This window comes from Lebetimonas sp. JS032 (genome assembly GCF_000523315.1).
GTDB lineage: Bacteria > Campylobacterota > Campylobacteria > Campylobacterales > Nautiliaceae > Lebetimonas.
Map to the genome: position 1 here is coordinate 689,973 of NZ_ATHS01000001.1, position 23,358 is coordinate 713,330.

A 23,358-nucleotide genomic window follows, 5' to 3' on the forward strand; every position below is an offset into this window, starting at 1 on the left:
ATAAAAAGGAGAGAGAATGACAATGAATAACAATCATATTTTTAAAGAAAAACTGCTTGAAAGAAAAAAAGAAATTATTAAAATTCTTGATGACATTACAAACGAAATAAAAGAACTTTCATGTGATGATGTATGCGACGAAGGCGATGAGGCTACAAGTGCAATGGACAGCGGAAGAAAACAGCAAATTTATTTAACACTGAAAAACGAACTTGAAGAAATAAATATTGCCCTAAAAAAAATAGAAGAAGGCACATACGGAATATGTGAAATGTGCGAAGAACCTATAAATAAAGAAAGACTTTTAATAAAACCTTATGCAAAATATTGTATAATATGTAGAGAAATAGTTGAAAAAGAAGGAAAAAACAAAAAATGAAAAAATATTCCGTTTTCAGTCTTATTTTTATTGCATTAATGACTCTTTTTGTTTATATACAGGATAATTCATCTACCGTCTTTTCAATATTTGGAATTAATATCTCTTTGCCTAATGCCGTATGGATAGCACTGTTTTTAGGAATTTTTTATATTTTATCCATTCTCTTTTTTGTTTTTATACATTTACAAACCTTCTTTTATAAAAAAAACATACAAAAAGATATAGAAATAATAATAAATAATATTAAAAACAAAATTCTTTATAAAAACAGTTTAAAAGAAGTCAAAGTTCTTAAATACTGCAACAATTTTGTAAAAAACATCAACGGGCTTAATATAGAACCAAATCCTAGTGAAAAATTTGAATTTTTAGAAGATTTGAAAAAACTTAAAAACGGCAAGGTTATAGAAATCAGCAAATATAAACTGAGTGAAAACAATCCGTGGTATATTTTAAATATAAAAAACAGACTCAAAAAAGATGGAAACTATGCAAAAGAAGTGTTGAGAAAATTTAAAAATGAAGAACTTAAAAAAGAAGCTTTTCAAATTTTTGCCCAAAAAGCCCCTATCGAAGAAATTTTAAAATATAAATATCCCCTAACAAAAGAGATAATACTTTCGCATATAAATGATAAAGATTTAAAAAAACTGCTTGAAATTGCCAAACTCTCTAAATTTGAAGAAATAAAAATAGCAAAAGCACTTTACGGCTCAAGAACGCCTGATGAGGAACTTGAAATAATATTTCCGTTTGTTTACGGAAGTGCTTATTTAGCATTAAAATATGAGCATATTGAAAAAGCAAAAGAAATTATTGAAAAGCATTCACTTAAAATTTTTGAATATATTTTAAAATTAAAAGAATGCGGAGTCAAAATAGACATTGATGAATATCTTCAGGCAATATCCTAAATTTTTTTTGGCTCCTTTAGCAGGATATACCGACCTTCCATTCAGAAGCGTCGTTAAAAAATTCGGATGTGATTTGACATTTTCTGAAATGATAAATGTAAACGCTTTTGTATATAATAATGAAAAAACAAAAAAAATGATGCAAAAATCCCCAATTGAAACCCCTTATTTTGTACAAATTGCCGCTAATAACACTGAAAACGCAAGAAAAGCTGTAGAAATTATTAATGAAATAGATGAAATTGACGGAATTGACATAAACCTGGGATGCCCCGTAAAAAAAGCCAGAAGAAGCGGATTTGGAGGAATTTTGCTAAAAGATGAAAATAAAGAATTTTTAAAAGAAATTATAAAAGTAATTGTCAATACTTCCAAAAAACCTGTAAGTGCCAAAATAAGGCTTGGATTTGAGAGAAGCGTGGCGGTAGAGAGGGCTAAAATGCTAGAAGATCTGGGAATTAAATTTTTAACTCTTCACGGAAGATCGATCACACAAATGTACAAAGGCAAAAGTAATTATGAAGAAATCAAAAAAGTGGTGAAAGCCGTAAATATCCCGGTAATTGCAAACGGAGACATTACCGATTTCAAAAAAGCCAAATATGTTTTGGAATACACTGGTGCAAAAGGCGTCTCAATTGGAAGAGGTGCTATCGGAAAACCCTGGATTTTTCTTGAAATGAAACAAAGCGGTAATATTACACCTAAGCAGAAAAAAGAAGTAATAATTGAACATTTAAAACAGATGCATAATTTTTACAGAGATTACGGCGTTATTTTATTTAGAAAGCATGCGCACGGATATTCAAAAGGAATAGAAAAAGCAAGCGAATTTAGAAGTAAAATAAATAGTGTTACTGATTTTAATGAAGCGATGAAGCTAATTGAGGAGTATTTTTAATGTTTAACGGAGTAATAAGAGAAATAGGAAAAATAAAAAATTTCAGCAATAACAAACTAAGTATAATTTCAAAATTACAACCGCAAACAGGTGATTCAATAGCGGTAAACGGAGCATGTCTTACGGTTACCAAAATTTTTAGTGACGGATTTGAAGTAGAACTCTCTCCTGAAACCCAAAAAATAGTTGAAATTAAAAATTACCAAAGCGGAAAAAAAGTTCATTTAGAAGAGGCGTTGCGTTTTGGAGACAAAATAGACGGACATCTGATTCAGGGGCATATTGACGCAGTTGGAGAAATACTTGAAATTAAAAAAAACAGAAACTCTTATGATGTAATAATAAAAACAGACCCTAAAATAATGAAATATATTGCCCAAAAAGGCTCTATTGCAATAGACGGGGTCAGCCTTACAATAAATGATGTTTTTTCTGACAGGTTTAGACTGACTATTATTCCCCATACTTTTGAAAACACTCTATTTAGAGAATATAAAATTCATAGGAGGGTAAATATAGAAACAGATTTGTTTGCAAGATATATATATAATATGTTTAAAAAAGAAAATAATAATTTCGATGAGGTTTTGGCCTGGTGGTAATATTAAATGTTAAATGATGAATGTTAAATGTTAAATTGAATGTTAATTTTTAAGAAAAGTTTAAGAAATTTAATATTTTAACCTCTTTTTAATAAAAAAGATTTATACTTATGAAAACAAAAACTTTTAAGGAGAGGTTATGAAAAAGATTATATTAAGCTCATTTTTAGCAGCTGCCCTGTTGGCAGGAAATATCAATATAAAAAGTGACAATTCCACATTAAACAGAGTTGCGCCTAATCAAAATCAGGTTATGTCCTTTTCACCGGTAGTAAAAAAAGTAATCCCTAGCGTTGTAAACATTTCCACCACTAAAATAGTAAAAATAAAAATTCCCGATCAGTTCAGAAGATTTTTCAACGACCCGTTTTTTAAAAGATTCTTCGGACCGTTCGGAAATGTTCCAAACACTCCGAAAGAACAGAAAGAATATGCACTCGGTAGCGGCGTGATTATCTCCAAAAACGGATATATTGTTACAAATAACCATGTTGTATCGGGAGCGACTAAAATTATAGTAAAAACATTTGATGGGAAAAAATATACAGCAAAACTTATAGGAAGCGACCCGGCAACAGATATTGCAGTTATAAAAATAGAAGCAAAAAATTTACATCCTATCACTTTTACAAATTCAAACAAAGTAAAAGTGGGGGATGTTGTTTTGGCTATAGGTGAACCTTTCGGACTCGGAGAGAGTGTAACACACGGAATTATAAGCGCAAAAAACAGAACTTCGATTGGACTAAATTCCTATGAAAACTTCATTCAAACCGATGCGGCCATAAATCCCGGAAACAGCGGGGGAGCTCTCGTGGATTTAAAAGGAAGGCTTATAGGGATAAATTCCGCAATAATTACAAAAAGCGGCGGAAATAACGGAATAGGTTTTGCAATTCCAAGCAATATGGTCAAATTTGTAGCAACTTCACTTATTGAAAAAGGGAAAGTAGTAAGAGGCTACCTTGGGGTTATGATTAGCAATATAGATTCAAGCAAGGCAAAACTGTACGGAATTGACCACGGTGTACTTGTAAACAAGGTTCAAAAAAATTCCGCTGCAAGTAAAGCAGGAATAAAACCTGGGGATATTATTGTGGCTGTTGACGGTGAAAAAGTTAAAAATGCAGGCGAACTTAGAAATAAAATAGCATTTAAAGGAGCGGGGGCCGAAATTACTTTAACCGTATACAGAAACGGAAAATATATAACACTAAAGGCAAAATTAAAAGCTCTAAAAGTAAAAAAAGAAAAAATTCAAAATATTAAACTGCTTGAAGGCCTTACTTTGAAAGAAGAAAAAAATGAAGTAAAAGTAGACAATGTCAATCCAAATTCTTATCCTTCAATGGTGGGCGTTCAAAAAGGCGACATTATACTTGCGGTTAAAACTGTAAAAACGGGAAAATGGGTTGAAATACACTCAATAAATGAATTGAAAACTTTGTTAAAAGGATTGGACAGGGGTGATGCACTACTTAAATTAAAAAGAGAAAATTCAATATTCATAATTCAGTTATGAAAATTTTATTAGCCCCGAGCGAAAGAAAAACAAAGGGGAGAGATTTTTCTCCTATTAATAAAGACTCTTTTATATTCCCTGAAATATATAAAAAAAGAGTTGAAATTGTTAAAAAGTATGATGAGTTTTTGCAAAAGAATACAGATACGAAAAATTTTGGTGATGATAAATCTTCAGTTTTTACACGTCCTACAAAAAAAGCGATTTTAAGATATTCAGGGGTTGCGTTTGAACATTTAGACTATCCTTCCCTGGATAAAGAATCTCAAAATTATATAGATGACAATCTGTTTATTTTTTCCAATCTTTTTGGAGTAATTAGCGCAAAAGATTTAATACCTTTTTATACACTTAAACAGGGGGCAAAACCGGGATTTGATATTTATAAAATGCATAAGGAAATATTTACCCCTATTCTGGATGAAATAAACAAACATGAAGAATTTATAGATTTAAGAGCCAAATTTTATGAAAAAATATATAAACCGAAAAACGCAGTTACTTTTAAATTTATAAAAAACAATAAAATAGTTAGCCATTTTGCCAAGGCTTACAGAGGCAAACTTACAAGAATTATAGCTGTAAATAAACCTTCAAACATTAATGAACTTTTAAAAATAAATTTTCCTGATATTAAAATCATGGAAATAACAGAAAAAAAAGGAATTAGAGAAATAGTCTGCGAAGTTTAAACATCATCAATTCCGTCAAAATCGTCAAATCCGCTGTCAAAATCATTGTCAGGTAAATTATTTTCATAACTTTCATAATAATCATTATCCATTATATCATCACTGTTAGCTGAATTATTTTCATCCAGTTTTTGATCAATTTCATCAAGTTTATTATCAATTTCACCCAGTCTTTCATCAATATAATCAAAATTATTACCGGTTGTTTCATTTATCTCATTTGTATCCATTCCAAGAGATTCTCCAAAATTTTCGGGGGTAACGGAATGATCAAACAATAAATGATAAAGTCCCATCCCGGCCATTGAACCTGTAAGGGAGCCCAAAAAACTATTTCCAAAACCACTTAAGGAACTGCTTGAAGAATGTTTCGTCTGAGTTTGGGTTTGAGTCTGAAAATCCTTGCTTGAGAACTTTTTTTCAACGTCTCCTGATTTTTCTTCCAATTTAGAAACCCTCTTATCTAATTCATCAACCTTCCCAGCCAATTTTTCAATCACCAGGCCCATTTTTTTTAATGTATTTTCAATTTCCATTGTTACCTCCTTCAATTACATAAAAAAATTCCGGATGTAAATCATTATAAAAAAGCTTTACCTTTGCCTCCTGATAAAGTTTCTTTTGTATTATTTCAGTTATTATACCAACTTTCGCACCTTTGTAAAAAATACCGTCAAGCCCGCTTGTAACAACCTCATCCCCTACATTTATATGTTTAAATTTGGGAATATATTTTAATGTATCTGTTTTTCCGTAAAAAATACCTGGAATTTCATTTTTTCCTATATAAACGGTATATCTTGTTTTTTCATTTGAATTAAGAATAGCCAGTGAATAATTTCCTATGTTTTTAATAACCTCCCCGCAAACCAAATTATTATAAACCAATCCTTTAGGCTTAATTAATTTTTTATGATAATTTATATAAATTTTACTGAAATCAGGCACTGAGGCATAAGAGAGGGTATAAACAAATGTCAGATTGGGTTTATTTATATATTTAAAATATTTTAAATCTCTGCAAGAGTTAATTTTAGCTTCCAGATTATTTATTTTGTTTACCAGCAGTTTATTTTTTTCAACAAGATTTTTAATTTTTTCCGCCTGATTAAAATGCTCATTTATTTGTTCATAAATTTTATTTTTTATAAAAAGAACACTGTTCCCGACATATAAAGAAGATTCAATTATAAAATCCTTAAAAAGAAAAGAAAAGAAAAAAGCTAATAATAAGCTTATAATTAAAATTAATTTTTTACTCATTGATACTTGAAAGAAGTTCTATTTCATCAAGCACTTTTCCGGTACCTTTTGCAACGGCTAAAAGAGGCTCTTCTGCCACATATACAGGAAGGTTAACCAAATCGCTTATATATGAATCAATCCCTCTGAGAAGGGCTCCGCCTCCAGTCATTACAATACCGTTCTCTACAATATCCCCTGCCAAATCAGCCGGGGTATCTTCCAAAACTTCTTTTACAGCTTCACCTATATCTTTTACCGGCTCTTTAAGAGCTTCCCTGATATCTTCGCTTGTAATTGTAATAGTCTCAAGAAGCCCGGAAATTCTGTTTTTACCCTGAATTTGAATTGACATTTCCTCTTCAAGTTTAACGGCACTTCCTATTGCTTTTTTAATTTCTTCCGCTGTTCTTTCACCTATAATCAGGTTATATTTTTTATTTATATAATCAACTATGGATTTATCAAACTTATCCCCTGCGACCCTGATTGATTTACTTACCACCAAACCGCCTAAAGATATCACACCTATTTCTGTCGTACCGCCGCCTATATCAATTACCATGCTTCCCTGAGGCTCTTTTACAGGAAGCCCTGCCCCGATGGCAGCAGCCATCGGCTCTTCTATTAAATAAACTTCCCTAGCCCCCGCACTCATAGCAGACTCTTTAACGGCTTTTCTTTCAACCTGGGTTAATCCGAAAGGCACGCAGATTACAATTCTTGGACGAATCAGGGTTTTTCTGTTGTGAACTTTTTGAATAAAATGTCTTATCATCTCTTCAGTTACAGTAAAATCGGCAATTACCCCGTCTTTCATAGGTCTTATTGCCACTATGTTTTTAGGAGTTTTTCCGACCATTTCTTTTGCTTTGTGACCTACAGCCAAAACCTTTCTTTTATGTTTATCATCCTGAATGGCAACAACACTCGGCTCGTTGATAATTATACCTTTTCCCTTAATGCTTACAAGCGTATTTGCAGTACCCAAATCAATTGCCAAATCACTGCTGAAAAGCCCCAATAATTTATTTAGCATTTTTATTCCTTTTTATAAGAATAGGCTCATTCTTTTTTTCTATTACATCTTTTGTAATAATTATTTCATATCCCCTGTATTCAGGCAAATTAAACATAACATCAACCATTGCTTCTTCAAGAATTGCCCTGAGCCCTCTGGCTCCTGTGCCTCTTTGAATGGCTTTTTTGGCAATTGCCCTTAAAGCGTCTTCTTCAAAAGTAAGTTTAACATTATCAAGTGCAAAAAGAGCCTGATATTGTTTAATTAAAGCATCTTTTGGCTCGGTTAAAACCCTTATTAAATCATCTTCGCCAAGTTCTTTTAATGTGCAATAACGGGAAGCCTTCCGATAAGTTCCGGAATAAGGCCGTATTTAACCAAATCTTCAGGTTCTGCCAATGCATAAATATCATCTTTTTTCATTTTTGCTTTTGCATTTCCCAAAAATCCCACGGTTGAGCCTTCAAGCCTTTTTTCTATAATATCACCCAGTCCGTCAAATGCACCGCCGCATATAAATAAAATATTGCTTGTGTCTATTTGTATAAACTCCTGGTTCGGATGTTTTCTTCCACCCTGAGGGGGAACGTTTACTATACTTCCTTCTATAATTTTTAAAAGCGCCTGCTGGACACCTTCTCCGGATACATCCCTCGTAATGGAGCGGTTTTCAGAAAGTCTTGAAATTTTATCAATTTCATCTATAAATACAATACCCCTTTGGGCCCTCTCAATATCCCAGTCGGCAGCCTGAATTAATTTTAATAAAACATTTTCAACATCCTCACCTACATACCCGGCTTCCGTTAAAGAAGTCGCATCTGCTATTGCCAAAGGAACATCAAGAAGCTTTGCAAGGGTTCTTGCTATTAATGTTTTACCGCTACCTGTTGGTCCTATCATCAAAATATTTGATTTTTGAATTTCTACATCCTGATTCTCACCGTAAAGTATTCTTTTATAATGGTTATAAACAGCAACTGAAACAATTTTTTTAGCTCTTTCCTGACCAATTACATATTCATCCAAATGAGCTTTTATCTCTTTTGGGGTTAATAATTTTATCTGCTCGCTTTTTTTATTTTTTTTATCCTGCTTTTCCTCGGCCCCCATTATAATTTCATAAGCGGTTATTACACAGTTTTTACAAATAAAAGCCTTATTGTCCGGTGCTGCCAAAAGAGGGTTATCTTCACTCTCAACACTTCCGCAAAAACTACACTTTTCTAACATACGGTATTCCCCTTTTTGAATTTAATACAAACTCGCATAAATGTTTTACATATTTATTGTAATTATTTTCTAATATTTTTTTTGCTACATCTTTTAACGGTTTTCCGCTTTCAAACAGTTCTTTATAAGCTTTTTTAAGTTCATCTATATCGTTTCTGTTCTCAAGCTTTCTCCTAAGCCCTGTAATATTAAGACCCCTTAGTTTTGCCCTGTTTCCCTCAGCTAAACAATAAGGAGGAATATCCTGACTTAAAGCGCTCGCACCGGCTATCATGGCAAATTCTCCTATTTTTACAAATTGGTGAATCGGAGTCATGCCCCCGATTACAACATTGTTTTCTAAAACCACATGCCCGGCTAAAGTTGCCGCATTTGCCAAAATACAGTTATCTCCTATTATTACATCATGCGCCACGTGAACATATCCCATTAAAAGGTTGTTATTACCTATTTTTGTCACTCCGCCTCCGCCTTGGGTCCCTGGATTTATTAAAGTAAATTCACGGATTTTATTATTATCACCTATTACAAGATAGGTTTTTTCACCGTTATATTTTAAATCCTGAGGAATACTTCCTATAACTGCATGGGAAAATATATGATTATTATTTCCTATTTTTGTATATCCCGTAATTACGGCATATGGGTCTATTATACAGTTATCCCCTATTTCTACAAATTCATCAATTATTGCACCCTCTCCTATTTTACAGTTTTTACCAATTTTGCCTTTTATATTATTCATTATTTATCCATTATCATAGCTTTTAAATCTGCTTCGGCTACAATTTCATTATCTATATATGCTTCCCCGTGAAGCATCCAGATTTTCCCTCTTTGTTTAACAGTTGAAACCCTGTATTCCAATCTGTCCCCTGGTCTTACCGGTTTTCTGAATTTAGCATTATCTATACTCATAAAATATACAACTTTGTTTTTTAACTCTTTTTTATCCATTACAGTAAAAGGCAAAACTGCTCCGGTTTGAGCCATACCTTCAATTATTAAAACACCTGGATATATGGGATGACCTGGAAAATGCCCCTGAAATACAGCATTTGTAATAGAAATATTAAGAAAACCCTCCACATATTCTCCTGTTTTTACACTGGTAATTCTGTCTACCAGTAAAAAAGGATATCTGTGTGGAAGCATTTCCTGAATTTCATTAATATTGTAAACCATTCTTTTCCTTTTTTTAAAAATTATATCAAAATTTCCCGTGTGTCAGGATATATTTTAGCTTCTATTTTTATATCAATTGTTTTATCCGTCAGTTTATCTAAAACTATTATAGGTGATAGATTAAACGGTGTGTTTGTAATAAAATTTCTAATTTTTAATTCTTCTTCTATTGTTAAAGGGTTAGAATAAAATTCATTTATATTTTTATAAGATTTACCTAAAATTTCATTTATTTTTTTTACAGTAACAAATATTACATTCGCCCTATTTGCATATCCAACTCCATTTTTAATATATTCAATTCTAACTCTTTGTTTTCTATCAAGATACGAATAAAATAAAGTATAACTATAAATTATTTCACTTTTCACTTTACATTTTACATTTGATTGAAGCAGTCTGTAATTTAAAAAACCCTCTTTTTCTATTTTATAAAGAGTTCCCTTTTCTTCTAACTTCATTCTATTTTCATAAAAATTTAACCTCTCTTCTATACTTGCTGGAAGTATCTGAAATGGATATGGAGAAATAAGCTCATCAATAATTTCCTGATTTTGTTTTTGCTGCCAGATTCCGTAAATACATCCGCAGTAATCCTGACGGTAAAGCTGATTTTCTTTTGCATATAACTGCTGCTCTTGCGTACCGCCTTTTTTCCTGTAATCAACCACTAAAAAATCGACATCATATTTTCTTTTTACCGCTTTTCCGATTGATGACAGCTGCTCCTGGGATTTCATCGGAGACATAAGAAGTGAAGTTGTAATTTTATTTTCCCCTATTTTTTTAGCAAACCTTGCCGTTCTTTCAAGGGAATGGTCAAAACATATTGAACATCTAATTCCTTTTTCAGGCTCTTCTTCATACCCTTTTACAGCCTTAAGCCAGCTTTCATAATCATATTTACCCTCAATATATTCAACCCCAAGTTTTTCACAAATTCTTTTTGTATCCATACTTCTTAATTTAAATTCGCTGTATGGATGGATATTTGAGTTATAAAAATATCCTATTATTTTTTCATTAGGATAATCTTTTTGTAATCTTTTTAAAAAATAGCCTGCATCAACACTGCAGCATAAATGTACAACCATAAAAAACCCTATTAATGTTTAATTACAAATGTCAATGTTAAATTTTTAACTAATTTTAGGACAGGAAAGTTCTACACAGATTGTAAAATTATTCCCTTCTTCATTAACAAAAAACCTGTGTTTTTTACAATAATTGGCATTCATATAATTTGCTAGCTTCAGTGCTTCAAATTCCGCTTCTTTTTTATCCTTAAAAGTTTTTGGAAGTTCTAAGCTAGTGTCTTTTTTTACACATCCGCATCTTTTTTCTATGTCGATATTATACATTTTTTTATCCTTAATATAGTTTTGTCTTAAATATATCAAATTTTTTTGAAATTTCAAGATTTTTTGTTATATTAACCCAAAAAAAGGATAATAATGAGTCAAATTAAAAAAGAGATGATGGCGTTGGTCGGCGCTTGTGTCAGCGAGGGAACAAAGGTTTTAGCTCCAAGTGAATTTAACAGTGAGTTTAAAAAAATAATAACTGCTAAATTTGATATTTTCAATGAAGACAGCGAAGAAAAATATGACTTAATTATAGAAGACAAACCGACAGATTACATTAAAATTTATCAAAAACTAAACGACAAAGGCGTATATATTACTACAGCTGAAAGTTTAGCGGATAAAGCACTTTTTGAAAATTTAAGCAAAATGTTTTATATAGTGCTGCCTTATTATTACATTGAAGAGAATAAAATTTATCCGCTTGTATTCGCAAGTAAAAAACCTCATCCTACAGCGGATATTATAAGACACAGAAGTGATTTTGTGGAAAATACATATTATTATCATACAGACATACATTTGGCTTCTTTTGTAATGCCAAAATATATTTTTGAAGAAATAAAAAACTTTATTAAAATGTAAAATGGAAAATGAAAAATTTAAAAATGCAATATTTTTAACAGGAGGCATAGGCACAGGAAAAAGCACCGTTGCATCTTTACTAAAACTTTACGGATATAAAATTATTGATGCAGATAAAATAAGTAAAAAAATTTTTGAAGAAAAAAAAGATAAAATTAAAGAAATTTTTGGTACAGATAATAGAAAAAAGCTTAGAAAAATAGTTTTTAACGATAAAGAAAAACTTAAAATTTTAGAAGATTTGATTTTGCCGGTATTAGAACTTGCCAAAAAACATGAAAAAGACGGGGTAATTTATTTTGTAGATTTGCCGCTTTTTTTTGAAAAACAGAATTATCCAGAATTTGATAAAGTTTTAGTTGTATATACCCCAAAAGATTTTCAAATAAAAAGAGTAATAAAGAGGGATAAAGTAGATGAAAAAGGGGCTTTATCAATTATAAACAATCAAATGAATATAGAAGAAAAGAAAAAAAAAGCGGATTTTGTAATAGAAAATTCAAAAGATTTAAAGTATTTGCAAAAAGAAATTGAAAAATTTTTAAATATGATATAATAAATTAAAAAAGGAGGGGAATATGAAAAAAACTGTTCCTATAGCTGAATTTCCTCTGGCTCATACAAAAGAAGGGGTTATCAGCATAACTCATATAGAAGAACCTTACGGAGAAGGAAGTAAACCGATTGTAAGTATCGGTATTTCAATTAACGGGGAAAAACCTGACTGGAAAGCGCATATTCCATATGAAAATATAGATGATGTAATAAACGCACTAAAAGTGGCAAAAGAAAAATATAAAAAAGCTAATTTTTCTTTATTTTACAGAAGAAAAAGCCGCTGTATGCATCTTTTGGCAGTATTCTAACTGACTTTTTGACTTCATTACTAAATGTTTTATCTTCCCATTTAGTTATACCTTCTTGGATATTCTCAATTGGTAAATCAACTTCCAAAACTTCGGCATTAGGGAATTTATTTAATAAAAAATCTATATTTTCCTCATTTTCCTCAGGGGAAAAAGTACAGGTTGCATAAATCATCTCACCCCCACTTTTTAAACAGTTAAATGCAGAAATTATAAGCTCTTTTTGGAGTTTTGAAAATCTTTTTACCCTTTTTAAATTCCACCAAGTAACTTCCCCATCTATATGCGCTTCGCTGCTACAGGGTGCATCCAAAAAGACTTTATCAAACATCTCGCCTGTTGCTTTATACACAAATCTTCCGTCTTTATTGTATGTCTGAATATTTTTTGCACCGTGTTCTTTAAAATTTCTTTTCATTCTGAAAAATCTCTTTTTATCTGGCTCAACCGCACTAACTTTTTTTGCCATCTCGCTGAAAATTAAACTTTTCCCCCCGGGGGCTGCCGCAAGGTCTAATACCCAGTCTTCTTCATTTACATTCAGGCTAAGAGCAGCTATAATTGATGATAGGTTTTGGATATAAATTTTATTTTGTGTATATGAGGATGATTTTATTATTTTTTTACGCTCTTCAATTGGCAACGTAAAAACATATTCATTCCATTCAACTTTTTTAGGAGAAAAACCTTCTTTTTTAAGTTCATCAATTACATCTAAATCAGCTTTGTGTCTGTTTATTCTAAAAGAAAACTCTTTTTTTTCTTTTAAACCTTTTAAAATTTCAGGATTTATTTTATTAATTTTTTCTTCAAATACCTTTTGCAATTTAAACCTTTGGCAGTTTTTTTAATATGCTCATATCAGCAGGACTAAGTTCTCTATTTTTATCAATATCCTCATACCATTTATGAATTTGAGCTGTAGCATCAAACAGCCAGTCAATTACTTCTTTTGGGATTTTTTCTTTTCCCCTTATTTTATCTAAAATATCTTCTATTAAATGCGCATAATTTGAAATTCTGCTTAGTTTTAAATAAGCAGTTGCAGATTTTAAATTATGAAACATTCTAAAAAGGTCATTTACAGCTTCCGGATTGTTATAAAGCTCTTCTAACAAAAGGTCTAAATTATCTTCAATAATATCATAAAGCATTAAAAATTCATCAACAATTTCACTGTCAAATTCAGAATATAAATAATCTTTTATACCCATTAAATTATCCTGTTATATTCCTCAAAATTAAGTTTCCATACCTTTACCCCGCAAAATCTTTCACCTTCAGGACAGACAGGCCTTAAACCTTCTTTATACCTTATAGCACAAGGAGGTAAAAAATTTTTAGAAGCTTTGACTCCTGCTTTTTTTAACTGATTAACCTGATTATAAACTATATCAAAAATTTCCTCCTGGGCATTATAACAAAGCCTCATTTGAGCCTTATGGGCAAATTCATTAAAATCATCATGCTCAATTATTTCAATATTATGGGCATTCAAAAGAGCATAAGCAGCTTCACTAAACCCTAATTTTTCTCTTTCTTTTTCAAAAAATTCATACGCATAATTTATAGCTTCTTCATATAAATCTTTTGCAAATTTTTCTATTACCGGTGGAATATAAAAATCTCTTTTATAGATAGTTTCTAACTTCGGCCTAATTGCAGGTGAACGGCGGTGTCTTTGATTTTGAGCATCGGCTGAGAGAGATAATTTTATATAAGAATTAAAGCTGCCTAAGATAGATTCATCTAAATACATACTGCTAAGCCTCATAACACCTGCATAGTTTGAATTAAGCTCAAAATCATAATCCACTATATCAAAAACCTTTACTTTCTCGTTTTTAATATGTCTTTTTTTTATCTTTTCAATATCAGTATCAGGAAAAACCACTTTTTCATTTTCTGCAAACTCTATTAAATCTCTCAAATTTTCATCTATTTTTAACATCTCCTGTTTTAACTGATTTATAAATTCCTTTGCTTCATCTTTAGCTTCCGGGATTGCTTCTGCGGCTGTAATATACCTTAGGGCTGTTATTACATTAATAGTATGGTAAAGATGTGCATTCATACCCATTGGCAATAAATATCTTGCAAATTCCTGGGCTTTTTTCTTAGCTAATTTTTTTTGGAATTTTGGCAAAATTTTTTCAATTACAGGAGTCAGTTTTTCTATTAATTTTTCATAATAAGAAAACATTTTTTCATAATATTTATGCCACTTCTTTTTGTCTGCATTTTTTGGATAGGTGAAATTATCGTGTTTCATTTTTGCATATCTCTGGCTTACCTGCTCGGAATTATAAAAAGGGTGCGAATGAAGTAATCTCCAGATTAAAAGCCTGCTCATTCCCTCAATTAAAAAAGTAAAATTGTAATGCATAAGCGTTGTATGATGCCCCGCTTTAAAAATGGAATTTAAAAGTTCATTTTTTTTATCCCAATTAGCTGCACCTTCCGGAGTTATTATATGCTTTCCAAAATAGCAGCTTCTTGCACTCCCCACTGCAATATCTGTCGGTTTATAATTAGTTTTTAGAGCCGTTATTTTCATTGTCTGCCTTTAATAAAAACACTATTAATTTTTTATATTGTAACATTTTTTTTAAAAATTAAAAAAATTAATATAATACTTAAATCCAATATTCAAATAGCTATTCAGTAAAATCACTATCTTCTTTATCTATAGTATTAAAATTTTGATATTCTTTATAAGAAAGCTTTGTAGACGTAATTAAATAATTATATATATTTGCTGATAAAAAAGAGGAAAAATAATAAAATTTTTTATTTTTCTTTATTAATTTTTTCGCTGTCTATTTCAATTACGGTATGAACGTTTCCCCTCGGATTAAAATCCATTGTAATTTTCATATATTTTGGTTTTAGTTTGTTATAAAGCGTGTCAAAAATTTCATTTGCACTGTCTTCATGTGAAATGTATCTGTTCATAAATGAATTTATATAAAGCTTAAGAGCTTTAAGCTCAACCACCCATTCATCAGGAATATATTCCAAATAAACTGTTGCAAAATCGGGATATCCGCTTCTTGGACACTTACACATAAATTCAGGCAGAGTGATTTTAATTAAATAATTTTTTTTGTTTTTATTCGGCCATATTTCCATTTTATCCAGGTTAAATTTCGCTATCTCTTTTTCACCGTATTTCATCTCCTCTAAAGTAATTAATTTATTAAATTTTTTATTTTTTAATCCATTAAAAAGTTTTTTATCCCCTGTTAATAAAAGCCCATTCAATTCAATTGTTAATGCTACAAAACTTATATCATTTCTGTCAATATCTTTACATAATTCATATGCGATTGTATTGATAATGTTTCCTCATTTACTTTTCAAAAAAATTGCTTTTTTTAATAATTTTCATTTATTTCAATATTACCTATATCTTTATCAATTTCTATTAACAATTTTCCATTTTTATAACAAAATTGCATTTTATTCCTTACACATCCAGATTTTCAACTTCTTTTGCATTAGCCTGGATATATTCTCTTCTCGGTGCCACTTCGCTTCCCATAAACAGTTCAAATTTTTTGGCCGCTTCTTCGGCATCTTCCATAGTTACCTGCACCAATACCCTGTTTTCAGGATTCATTGTAGTCTCCCAAAGCTGTTCCGGATTCATTTCACCAAGACCTTTGTATCTTTGTATGTTAGCCCCTTTTCTTGCTTTGGCAACCACCTCATCCAATAATTCCAAATAATCACCTTCAATCAAATCTTTATATTCTTTTAATTTATTAAAAATTTTTTTAGCTTCTATAAACAAAGGATGATTAAGAAGTTTTTCATCAATTGTCATCTCTTCAAGTCCTCTTGTTGTTTGAATATAAAAATGGTTGTTATGTCTGGAAATAATATTAAATCCGATTGATTTTAAATACTCTTCCAAACCTTCAATTGAATCATGCTCTACCAAATATCTTATGACTTCGGGAATATTAAACCTGATTGAAAGTTTTTTAAGCAGCAGTTTATAATAAGCCGCATTTTTGAGTAATTCTTTGAGTTCCGGTTTTCCTACCCCTGTAATATCTATGGAATTTATACCCTGCTCAATTAAAAATTCATTCAGTTCTTTTTCGTCTTTAAGATATTTTTCAATTTTCCCTTTTTTGTATCTGTATAAAGGAGGCTGGGCTATATATAAATAACCGTTTTCAATTACTTCCCTTAAATGATTAAAGAAAAATGTCATAATAAGTGTTTGGATATGGCTTCCGTCCACATCGGCATCGGTCATTATAATAATTTTATTGTATCTGATTTTTTCTATATCAAAATCACCCCCTATACCTGTTCCAAGCGCTGTAATTATATTTTTAATCTCTTCAGAACTTAGAGCTTTGGCATTCGTAGATTTTTGAGTATTAAGTATTTTACCCCTAAGAGGCAAAATTGCTTGAAATACTCTATCTCTTCCTTGTTTTGCACTTCCTCCGGCACTGTCTCCCTCAACCAGATACAATTCGGATTCACCTGCATCTTTGCTTTGGCAGTCCGCTAATTTTCCGGGAAGTGTTCCGACACCGACTTTTGCCTGTTTTCTTGTTAAATCCCTTGCTCTTTTTGCGGCAAGCCTGCTTCTTGCTGCTGCTATTGCTTTTTGGGAAATAATTTTTGCGCCATTGGGATTTTCTTCAAAATATCTTGTTAAAAATTCATAAGTGACTTTTTGTGTAATCGGTTTTACGTAAGAACTTCCGAGTTTTCCTTTTGTCTGTCCTTCAAACTGAGGCTCACTCATTTTAACGCTGATTATTGCATTGATTCCTTCTTTTACATCGTCCCCGGTAATTTTTATATTGTCTTTAAGTTTCATATTTTTATTTATATAATTAATCACCGCTTTAGAGAGCCCTGCTTTAAATCCGCTTTCATGCGTTCCTCCCTCCGGTGTTTTAATATTGTTTACAAAACTTAAAACCTTTTCATCATAACCGCTGTCATAACATAAAGCAATTTCCAAATCCAATGCTTTTTCTTCATCTTCATAACGGTCGTTTGTATAAATAACATCTGTAATGCACTCTTTGTTTGTAAGAGTTTTTACAAAATCTTTTATTCCGCCTTCATAATGATAAACTTCTTTAACGCCGTCATTTTCATTTTCAAAATAAATAGTAATATTCGGATTAAGATAAGCCAATTCTTTTAGTCTTTTTTTTAGAATTTCGCTTTTAAATTCAGTGGTTTCAAATATTTCATCATCAGGCCAAAATCTTATTGATGTACCTGTTCTGTTTGTATCTCCTGTTATTTCTAAATCGGTTACGGGTTTGCCTCTTTCAAATTCCTGAAAATATATTTTTCCGTTTCTTTTAATAGTCATTATCAGTTTTTTACTTAGGGCATTTACTACAGACACCCCTACCCCGTGAAGTCCGCCCGAAACTTTATATGTTTTATTGTCAAATTTTCCTCCGGCGTGAAGTACCGTTAAAACAACGGTGGCTGCCGGTATTTTTTCGTCCGGATGTATATCAACGGGAATTCCTCTTCCGTTGTCTTCTATTTCCGCACTGCCGTCTCTAAGAATTTTTACTTTTATCTTATTGGCATATCCTGCCATCGCTTCATCTATTGAATTATCAACCACTTCATAAACCAGATGATGAAGACCTCTTACACCGGTATCACCGATATACATTCCCGGTCTTTTTCTGACAGCTTCAAGTCCTTTTAGAACTCTTATATTTTTAGCTTTGTATTCACCCATATATAACCTTTAAAATATATTTATTTTATTAATATTATATCATATATTAAGAGGCATTACTATTGTCAGGAAATTCTCACTGTTTAAGATAAATGGAATATTTGGTTCGTTTAACCCCAAGATAAAATCTTCTTTATCTATTACAGTTAAAAAGTCTATTATATATCTGCTGTTGACGGCAAATGTGAATTCTTCTATATCACAGCTGTAATCAAAACTTGTTTTAGCCTGCATACTTTCTTCTGATATACTTTCAAATTCAATTTTGTCTTTTCTTATTGTAATTTTTACCTCTGTGGATACTATACTTATCTGTTTTAAATGGGAAAGAAATTCATTTTTATCAATTTTTAATTTATATATCAGATTTTTTGGTATAATTTTTTCATAAGTAGGAAATTTTCCATTTATCAGTTTGGTGAAAAAGAATATGTTTTTGTTTTTTAAAATTAAATAAGTCTCGTCATAAAAAATCTGCATATCATCTCTTATAATTCTTTTAATTTCTGCAATTGAACGTTTAGGTACTATTATTTTATTTTCTTTTGCTTTTGCATTTGAATAATAAACAGCAAGTCTTCTTGTATCGGTTGAAACAAAATTTGATTTTTCTTTTAAATCAAATAAAGCACCGTTTAATTCATATTTCGGATTATTTGTATCGATTACCGGATAAATTTTTTTTATTGCATCCTGAAATTCATCTATATTTATATCTATTGCTTCCAAATTATCTGTTGTCGGAAATTCAGGAAATTGATTAGGATCGAATGAAATTAACTTATATACGGAGGTGTCTTGGATTACTGTTATTTTGTCATTTTCGGAAATTATTTCAATTTCTTTGTTTTTAAGGGCTTTTACGATATCATTTATTTTTTTAGCATTTAATGTTGTTTTGCCTTTTTTTAATATTTCACATTCTGTTGATAGTTTTATTCCTATTTCTTTATCTGTAGCTTTTATCGTCAGTTCTTCGTCTGCTTCTAATAAAATATGTGATGTTATCTGGGTGTTGTCTTTTTTTTCAGTAAAACCCATTATATTTGATAATATGCTTTCCATTAACGGTTTTTCAATTTTGATATGCATTGTTTCTCCTTTTTAAATTTCTTTAATAGTAATAGTAAGCAGCGTTAATATGTGAAAAACTTTATTTTTTACCATTATATCTAATTTTTCTTGGTGAATGTGAAATTTTTTTTGTTCACATTATTCACTTTTTTTAAGTTGTATTTTACTTTTGAGCTCTTCTATTTTCATTCTGAAATCCCCGTCTTCTTTTAATTTTTTGTTAAAACTTTTTATAGCATGGCTTACCGCACTGTGATCTTTGAGACCAAAATATTTCGCAATTTTAGGAGTTGATTCCTGGGTAAATTCTCTTGCAAGGTAAATTGCGCATCTTCTTGCCTGAACAATATTTCTGTTTCTGCTTTTTGAACTTATTTCGCTTGGTTTTATATTGAATTCTTTTGCAATTAATTCTATTATATCCTCGAGTGTAATATTTTCTTTTTTATCTTTTATGTGTTCTTTTAGCGCCTGTTTTGCAAAATCGAGAGTAATTTTGTTTACTCCAAGAATTTTGGACATTGCATTTATTTTTGTAATCATCCCTTCAATTTCACGTATATTGGAATCGAGTTTTGTAGCAATATATTCTATTATTTCATCTGGCAGATAAATTCCGTTAAGTTCACATTTTTTTCTTATTATTTCTATTTTTGTTTCAAGTTCCGGAGGTTGGATATCCACTATAAGTCCTGCTTCAAATCTGCTTCTGAGTCTGTCTACCAGGTCATAAAGTTTTTTGGGAGGTCTGTCCGCTGTTAGGCAGATTTGTTTTTTTTGATTATACAGTTCATTGAAAGTATGGAAAAATTCTTCCTGGGTCTGTTCTTTCCCGGCAAAAAACTGAACATCGTCGATAAGCAGTACATCGCAGTTTCTGTATTTTTCGTGAAATCTCTCGGGTGTTTTCATTCTTATGTTTTCTATAAATTCGTTCATAAACTGTTCGCTTGTTACATACAATACATTGAGTCTGTTTTTAAGATAATTTCCAATTGCCTGGAGCAGGTGCGTTTTTCCGAGTCCGACACCTCCGTATATAAACAGTGGGTTGTAATTTTTTCCTGGGTTTTCAGCCACACTTTTTGCAGCTGTGTATGCAAACTGGTTTGAAGGGCCCACTATAAAACTCTCAAACGTATATTCGGGAATCAGAACACTGATTTGGGTAAGGGAAGGGGCGGTTTCAATATTTGTAATTTTAGGTTTTATTTTTCCGGTTATAATTTCAATATTGGGTTTTATTCCCGTTTCTTTTTCATAAAGTGAAATTATTTTATTTAAAAATTTTCTTTTTATATAACTTGCTATGAAAATATTTGCGGCTTTGATTATCAGATGCGATGATGATGAATTTTCTTCATCGAGTGTTAAATTTTTTAAAAATTTATTATAATTCACAGGATTTTCACTTTTTAAGTGTTTTTTTATTTTTTCAAATAAGTTCAATTTAAACCTTTGTATAAATTTTGTGAAAATTTTTTTATTCACATATTGAAAAATTTGTGAAAATTTATGTGAATTTAATTTTATCATAACCTAAAATAAATGTCTATATAAGTTATTCACATTGTGAAAAAGATGTGAATAAAAACTGAATTAATTGTGAAAGGAAATAATGAAAATATTGGGAATCGATCCCGGAACCATCAGGTGCGGATATGCAATTATTGAAACAAAGCCCAAAATTCATCTGATAGATGCGGGAATTATAAAAATAAAAGAAAAAGAGTTACAGTATCAATTGTCCGAACTTATAGAAGGGATTGATAATATATATCAAAATGATATAGACGATGTCGCAATAGAAAATATTTTTTATGCGTTTAACCCGAAAACCGTTCTTAAACTGGCCCAGTTCAGGGGGGCTTTGAGTCTTAGGGTTTTGCAAATCCATGGGAATTTTTTTGAATATACCCCACTTCAGGTAAAAAAAGCTGTAACAGGAAACGGAAAAGCCGCAAAAGAGCAGGTTGCATTTATGGTTAAAAAAATTTTGGGTATAAAAAGTGAAATCAAACCTTTTGATATTACCGATGCAATTGCTGTGGCAATTACCCACGCTCAGAGGATAAAATGTTAGAAATAGCGGATATTATAGGTATAATAGCTTTTTCAATCAGCGGATTTATAATAGGCGTTAAAAACAGGCTTGATATGCTTGGAATAATTTTAAGCGCTTTTTTTACAGCGCTCGGGGGAGGGATTATCAGGGATTTATTGACTCATAGAAATATTTTTGCTTTTAATAATTCTTTTGCAGGGAGCATAGTTTTAATAGTTGTAATTATAGGAATTTATTTAAAATTTCATCAAAAAAATATTGAAAATAAAACCATTTTTATTTTAAGCGATGCGATAGGGCTTTCCTCTTTTTCTATTTCCGGATCTTTAGCGGCAATAAATGCGGGGTTTAATATTTTCGGTGTTGTTTTTTTGGCTTTAATAACAGCTGTGGGCGGCGGAATGATAAGGGATATTATGATAAATGAGGTTCCCTTTATATTAAGAGAAAAATTTTACGGAAGCATCAGTATTATTATCGGTTTTATAATTTATTTTTTTAATTATAATTTTTTAATACCGTTTATTTTTATTTTTGGAATAATTTTAAGAATTTTTGCATATATTTACGATTGGCATTTGCCAAAAATTTAAGTATAATTTAAAAAAAAAGGAGTAATATGAAAGTAGGAGATTTAGTTATAGTTGCAGGACTTGGAGAAATTAAAGCATATATTGCCTCTCCAAGAACACCGGAAGCCGAAGCCGGTTTAAAACCTGAGAAAATCAAACTTGATTTTGTAAGAGGTATAGATGTGGTCGAATCCCATAAAAAACTTCAGGATTTAATTACAGACACAGCCGGCACGACGTATAAGCCAGGATTTTTAGACAGAGCCACAAGTGGGGAAAAACATACCCTAAAACAGGAAATTATAAATGAAGCCGTAAAAGATGTGGCCGAAGATATTGATTTAATAATAAATGAACTTGGAGAAAAAAAAGTGTTTTTATCTCTTCCTAAAATTTATGCCAAAGATATTTTGGAAAAACTTAAAAATAAAGATAAAATTTTCAGGGTAGTTGAAAAAGATTTATTAAAAACAGATAAAAACAGACTACTTAAAGAATTTAAGCCAGAGATTTTAAAATAATCTCTTTCTCTTTTGCCACTTTATCCAAAATACCGTTAATAAAACCTTTTGATTTGTCTTCTGAAAAGTTTTTGGCTATTTTAATTGCTTCGTTTATAACTATCTGATAAGGTGTGTCGGTAAAAAGTATTTCATAAACACCAAGTCTTAAAATCTGTTTGTCAACCTTATCAAGTCTCTCAAAATCCCAGTCTATTAAATGATTTTTTATTATTTCATCTATTTTGTCTAAATTTTCTGTTATTCCTTTTAATAATTTTTTGGCAAACCCTGCTTTGGCATCTTTTACTTTTTTGTCTTTTAATATTTCTTCAAACTGGTTAAAAGCATCGTCATTTCCCATTTCTTTTGCATATAATGTTTGAATGACTGCTTCTCTTGCATGTGTGATTGTGGCCATTTATTCTCCTAAATTTTTATATAAATTTATCATTTCAATAAGTCCTGTCATTGCTTCAAAACCTTTGTTTCCGGCTTTTGTCCCTGCCCTTTCTATGGCCTGTTCTATTGTATCTGTGGTTAAAAGGCCAAATGTCACAGGTGTGTTTGAATGTAAGGTGGTATTTGCTATTCCTTTTGTGGCTTCCGCCGCCACATAATCGAAATGAGGGGTTGCCCCCCTGATTACCGCCCCCACACAGACAATTCCGTCAAATTTATTTAATTTTAGCGCTCTTTTTAGGGCAAACGGAATTTCAAATGCACCTGGAACCAAAATAAGGCTCAAATTTTCTTCCTTTCCCCCGTTTCTTAAAAATGCATCTTTTGCCCCTTCTACTAATCTGTCCGTAATTAAATGATTGAATCTGCTTGCTATTATTGCAATTTTTTCACTTCCTTTTAATTGTAAATTTCCTTCGATTACTTTCAT

At 31.0% G+C, this 23,358-nt stretch carries 28 protein-coding genes and 1 pseudogene; 12 read left to right on the plus strand and 17 right to left on the minus strand.

The features are described from left to right. Nucleotides 1-16 precede the first annotated feature (16 nt). From dksA to DZ65_RS0103830, 6 genes are all read left to right on the plus strand, one after another. Nucleotides 17-379, plus strand: a complete 363-nt coding sequence (gene dksA / locus DZ65_RS0103805; protein ID WP_024787333.1) for an RNA polymerase-binding protein DksA — start codon at nucleotides 17-19, stop codon at nucleotides 377-379. Next, entirely contained in the window at nucleotides 376-1,296 is a 921-nt protein-coding gene (locus tag DZ65_RS0103810) for a hypothetical protein (protein WP_024791244.1), read from the plus strand. Before dksA ends, DZ65_RS0103810 begins: the two co-directional genes overlap by 4 nt. Next, nucleotides 1,271-2,197 carry a tRNA-dihydrouridine synthase gene (locus DZ65_RS0103815; protein WP_024787335.1) on the plus strand — a complete coding sequence of 309 codons (927 nt, stop codon included), beginning with the start codon at nucleotides 1,271-1,273 and terminating at the stop codon, nucleotides 2,195-2,197. Before DZ65_RS0103810 ends, DZ65_RS0103815 begins: the two co-directional genes overlap by 26 nt. Beyond that, nucleotides 2,197-2,799 (plus strand): riboflavin synthase, encoded by a 603-nt coding sequence (gene ribE, locus DZ65_RS0103820; RefSeq protein ID WP_024791245.1) that lies wholly within the window; start codon nucleotides 2,197-2,199, stop codon nucleotides 2,797-2,799. Before DZ65_RS0103815 ends, ribE begins: the two co-directional genes overlap by 1 nt. 139 nt (nucleotides 2,800-2,938) lie before the next feature. Continuing rightward, a complete protein-coding gene (locus tag DZ65_RS0103825; protein WP_024787337.1) occupies nucleotides 2,939-4,321 on the plus strand; it encodes a Do family serine endopeptidase in 1,383 nt (460 codons plus the stop codon). Beyond that, entirely contained in the window at nucleotides 4,318-5,013 is a 696-nt protein-coding gene (locus DZ65_RS0103830; protein ID WP_024787338.1) for a YaaA family protein, read from the plus strand. Before DZ65_RS0103825 ends, DZ65_RS0103830 begins: the two co-directional genes overlap by 4 nt. On the opposite strand, the gene DZ65_RS0103835 is transcribed toward DZ65_RS0103830, so the two are convergent. The 8 genes and pseudogenes from DZ65_RS0103835 to DZ65_RS0103870 form a co-directional block, all read right to left on the minus strand. Further along, nucleotides 5,010-5,549 (minus strand): hypothetical protein, encoded by a 540-nt coding sequence (locus tag DZ65_RS0103835; protein WP_024787339.1) that lies wholly within the window; start codon nucleotides 5,547-5,549, stop codon nucleotides 5,010-5,012. The genes DZ65_RS0103830 and DZ65_RS0103835 overlap by 4 nt on opposite strands. Continuing rightward, nucleotides 5,539-6,276, minus strand: a complete 738-nt coding sequence (gene mreC / locus DZ65_RS0103840; protein ID WP_024791246.1) for a rod shape-determining protein MreC — start codon at nucleotides 6,274-6,276, stop codon at nucleotides 5,539-5,541. The genes DZ65_RS0103835 and mreC overlap by 11 nt, the downstream gene beginning before the upstream one ends. Then, on the minus strand, nucleotides 6,269-7,294 hold the full coding sequence (locus DZ65_RS0103845; RefSeq protein ID WP_024791247.1) for a rod shape-determining protein: 1,026 nt from the start codon (nucleotides 7,292-7,294) through the stop codon (nucleotides 6,269-6,271). Before DZ65_RS0103845 ends, mreC begins: the two co-directional genes overlap by 8 nt. Further along, nucleotides 7,284-8,509: pseudogene (clpX, locus tag DZ65_RS09835) on the minus strand (ATP-dependent Clp protease ATP-binding subunit ClpX). The gene DZ65_RS0103845 and the pseudogene clpX overlap by 11 nt, the downstream one beginning before the upstream one ends. Beyond that, a complete protein-coding gene (gene lpxA / locus DZ65_RS0103855; protein WP_024791248.1) occupies nucleotides 8,493-9,254 on the minus strand; it encodes an acyl-ACP--UDP-N-acetylglucosamine O-acyltransferase in 762 nt (253 codons plus the stop codon). The pseudogene clpX and the gene lpxA overlap by 17 nt, the downstream one beginning before the upstream one ends. Continuing rightward, nucleotides 9,254-9,694, minus strand: coding sequence for a 3-hydroxyacyl-ACP dehydratase FabZ (fabZ, locus tag DZ65_RS0103860; protein ID WP_024787345.1), 441 nt, complete (start codon nucleotides 9,692-9,694; stop codon nucleotides 9,254-9,256). Before fabZ ends, lpxA begins: the two co-directional genes overlap by 1 nt. 20 nt (nucleotides 9,695-9,714) lie before the next feature. After that, entirely contained in the window at nucleotides 9,715-10,788 is a 1,074-nt protein-coding gene (locus DZ65_RS0103865) for an epoxyqueuosine reductase QueH (RefSeq protein WP_024791249.1), read from the minus strand. 45 nt (nucleotides 10,789-10,833) lie between these two features. After that, nucleotides 10,834-11,055: a hypothetical protein gene (locus DZ65_RS0103870; RefSeq protein WP_024791250.1), complete on the minus strand. Its 222-nt coding sequence runs from the start codon at nucleotides 11,053-11,055 to the stop codon at nucleotides 10,834-10,836. Nucleotides 11,056-11,148: 93 nt separating this feature from the next. Between DZ65_RS0103870 and DZ65_RS0103875 the strand changes: the two genes are divergently transcribed. Genes DZ65_RS0103875 through DZ65_RS09840 form a run of 3 tightly spaced genes read left to right on the plus strand, consistent with a single transcriptional unit; the run spans nucleotide 11,149 to nucleotide 12,509 of the window. Continuing rightward, entirely contained in the window at nucleotides 11,149-11,643 is a 495-nt protein-coding gene (locus tag DZ65_RS0103875) for a spermidine synthase (protein WP_024791251.1), read from the plus strand. Nucleotide 11,644: 1 nt separating this feature from the next. Beyond that, a complete protein-coding gene (gene coaE / locus DZ65_RS0103880) occupies nucleotides 11,645-12,199 on the plus strand; it encodes a dephospho-CoA kinase (protein WP_024791252.1) in 555 nt (184 codons plus the stop codon). A 22-nt stretch (nucleotides 12,200-12,221) separates the two neighbouring features. After that, nucleotides 12,222-12,509, plus strand: coding sequence for a hypothetical protein (locus tag DZ65_RS09840; RefSeq protein ID WP_024791253.1), 288 nt, complete (start codon nucleotides 12,222-12,224; stop codon nucleotides 12,507-12,509). On the opposite strand, the gene DZ65_RS0103890 is transcribed toward DZ65_RS09840, so the two are convergent. The 7 genes from DZ65_RS0103890 to dnaA all read right to left on the minus strand — a co-directional run bounded on the left by DZ65_RS0103890 (nucleotide 12,448) and on the right by dnaA (nucleotide 20,778). After that, the gene (locus DZ65_RS0103890; RefSeq protein ID WP_024791254.1) at nucleotides 12,448-13,335 is read right to left on the minus strand and encodes an RsmB/NOP family class I SAM-dependent RNA methyltransferase; all 888 of its coding nucleotides are present in this window, start codon (nucleotides 13,333-13,335) and stop codon (nucleotides 12,448-12,450) included. The genes DZ65_RS09840 and DZ65_RS0103890 overlap by 62 nt on opposite strands. Nucleotide 13,336: 1 nt before the next feature. Then, nucleotides 13,337-13,723 carry an Hpt domain-containing protein gene (locus DZ65_RS0103895; RefSeq protein ID WP_024791255.1) on the minus strand — a complete coding sequence of 129 codons (387 nt, stop codon included), beginning with the start codon at nucleotides 13,721-13,723 and terminating at the stop codon, nucleotides 13,337-13,339. Beyond that, a complete protein-coding gene (locus DZ65_RS0103900) occupies nucleotides 13,723-15,066 on the minus strand; it encodes an FAD-dependent thymidylate synthase (protein WP_024791256.1) in 1,344 nt (447 codons plus the stop codon). Before DZ65_RS0103900 ends, DZ65_RS0103895 begins: the two co-directional genes overlap by 1 nt. A gap of 233 nt (nucleotides 15,067-15,299) precedes the next feature. Beyond that, the gene (gene queF / locus DZ65_RS0103905; protein ID WP_369792328.1) at nucleotides 15,300-15,851 is read right to left on the minus strand and encodes a preQ(1) synthase; all 552 of its coding nucleotides are present in this window, start codon (nucleotides 15,849-15,851) and stop codon (nucleotides 15,300-15,302) included. A gap of 127 nt (nucleotides 15,852-15,978) precedes the next feature. Continuing rightward, nucleotides 15,979-18,255 carry a DNA topoisomerase (ATP-hydrolyzing) subunit B gene (gene gyrB, locus DZ65_RS0103915; protein WP_024791258.1) on the minus strand — a complete coding sequence of 759 codons (2,277 nt, stop codon included), beginning with the start codon at nucleotides 18,253-18,255 and terminating at the stop codon, nucleotides 15,979-15,981. Nucleotides 18,256-18,294: 39 nt separating this feature from the next. Next, nucleotides 18,295-19,347: a DNA polymerase III subunit beta gene (gene dnaN, locus DZ65_RS0103920; RefSeq protein ID WP_024791259.1), complete on the minus strand. Its 1,053-nt coding sequence runs from the start codon at nucleotides 19,345-19,347 to the stop codon at nucleotides 18,295-18,297. 120 nt (nucleotides 19,348-19,467) lie between these two features. After that, on the minus strand, nucleotides 19,468-20,778 hold the full coding sequence (gene dnaA / locus DZ65_RS0103925) for a chromosomal replication initiator protein DnaA (RefSeq protein ID WP_024791260.1): 1,311 nt from the start codon (nucleotides 20,776-20,778) through the stop codon (nucleotides 19,468-19,470). 169 nt (nucleotides 20,779-20,947) lie between these two features. Between dnaA and ruvC the strand changes: the two genes are divergently transcribed. From ruvC to DZ65_RS0103940, 3 genes are read left to right on the plus strand one after another with little or no spacing between them, the layout of a single operon-like run. Beyond that, entirely contained in the window at nucleotides 20,948-21,412 is a 465-nt protein-coding gene (gene ruvC, locus DZ65_RS0103930) for a crossover junction endodeoxyribonuclease RuvC (protein WP_024791261.1), read from the plus strand. Then, nucleotides 21,406-21,987 carry a trimeric intracellular cation channel family protein gene (locus tag DZ65_RS0103935; RefSeq protein ID WP_024791262.1) on the plus strand — a complete coding sequence of 194 codons (582 nt, stop codon included), beginning with the start codon at nucleotides 21,406-21,408 and terminating at the stop codon, nucleotides 21,985-21,987. Before ruvC ends, DZ65_RS0103935 begins: the two co-directional genes overlap by 7 nt. A 26-nt stretch (nucleotides 21,988-22,013) precedes the next feature. After that, the gene (locus tag DZ65_RS0103940) at nucleotides 22,014-22,487 is read left to right on the plus strand and encodes a host attachment protein (protein WP_024791263.1); all 474 of its coding nucleotides are present in this window, start codon (nucleotides 22,014-22,016) and stop codon (nucleotides 22,485-22,487) included. Here DZ65_RS0103940 and nusB read toward each other — a convergent pair. Together nusB and ribH are read right to left on the minus strand one after the other, a co-directional pair. Next, nucleotides 22,465-22,887: a transcription antitermination factor NusB gene (nusB, locus tag DZ65_RS0103945; RefSeq protein WP_024790742.1), complete on the minus strand. Its 423-nt coding sequence runs from the start codon at nucleotides 22,885-22,887 to the stop codon at nucleotides 22,465-22,467. The genes DZ65_RS0103940 and nusB overlap by 23 nt on opposite strands. Continuing rightward, a complete protein-coding gene (gene ribH, locus DZ65_RS0103950; protein WP_024791264.1) occupies nucleotides 22,888-23,358 on the minus strand; it encodes a 6,7-dimethyl-8-ribityllumazine synthase in 471 nt (156 codons plus the stop codon).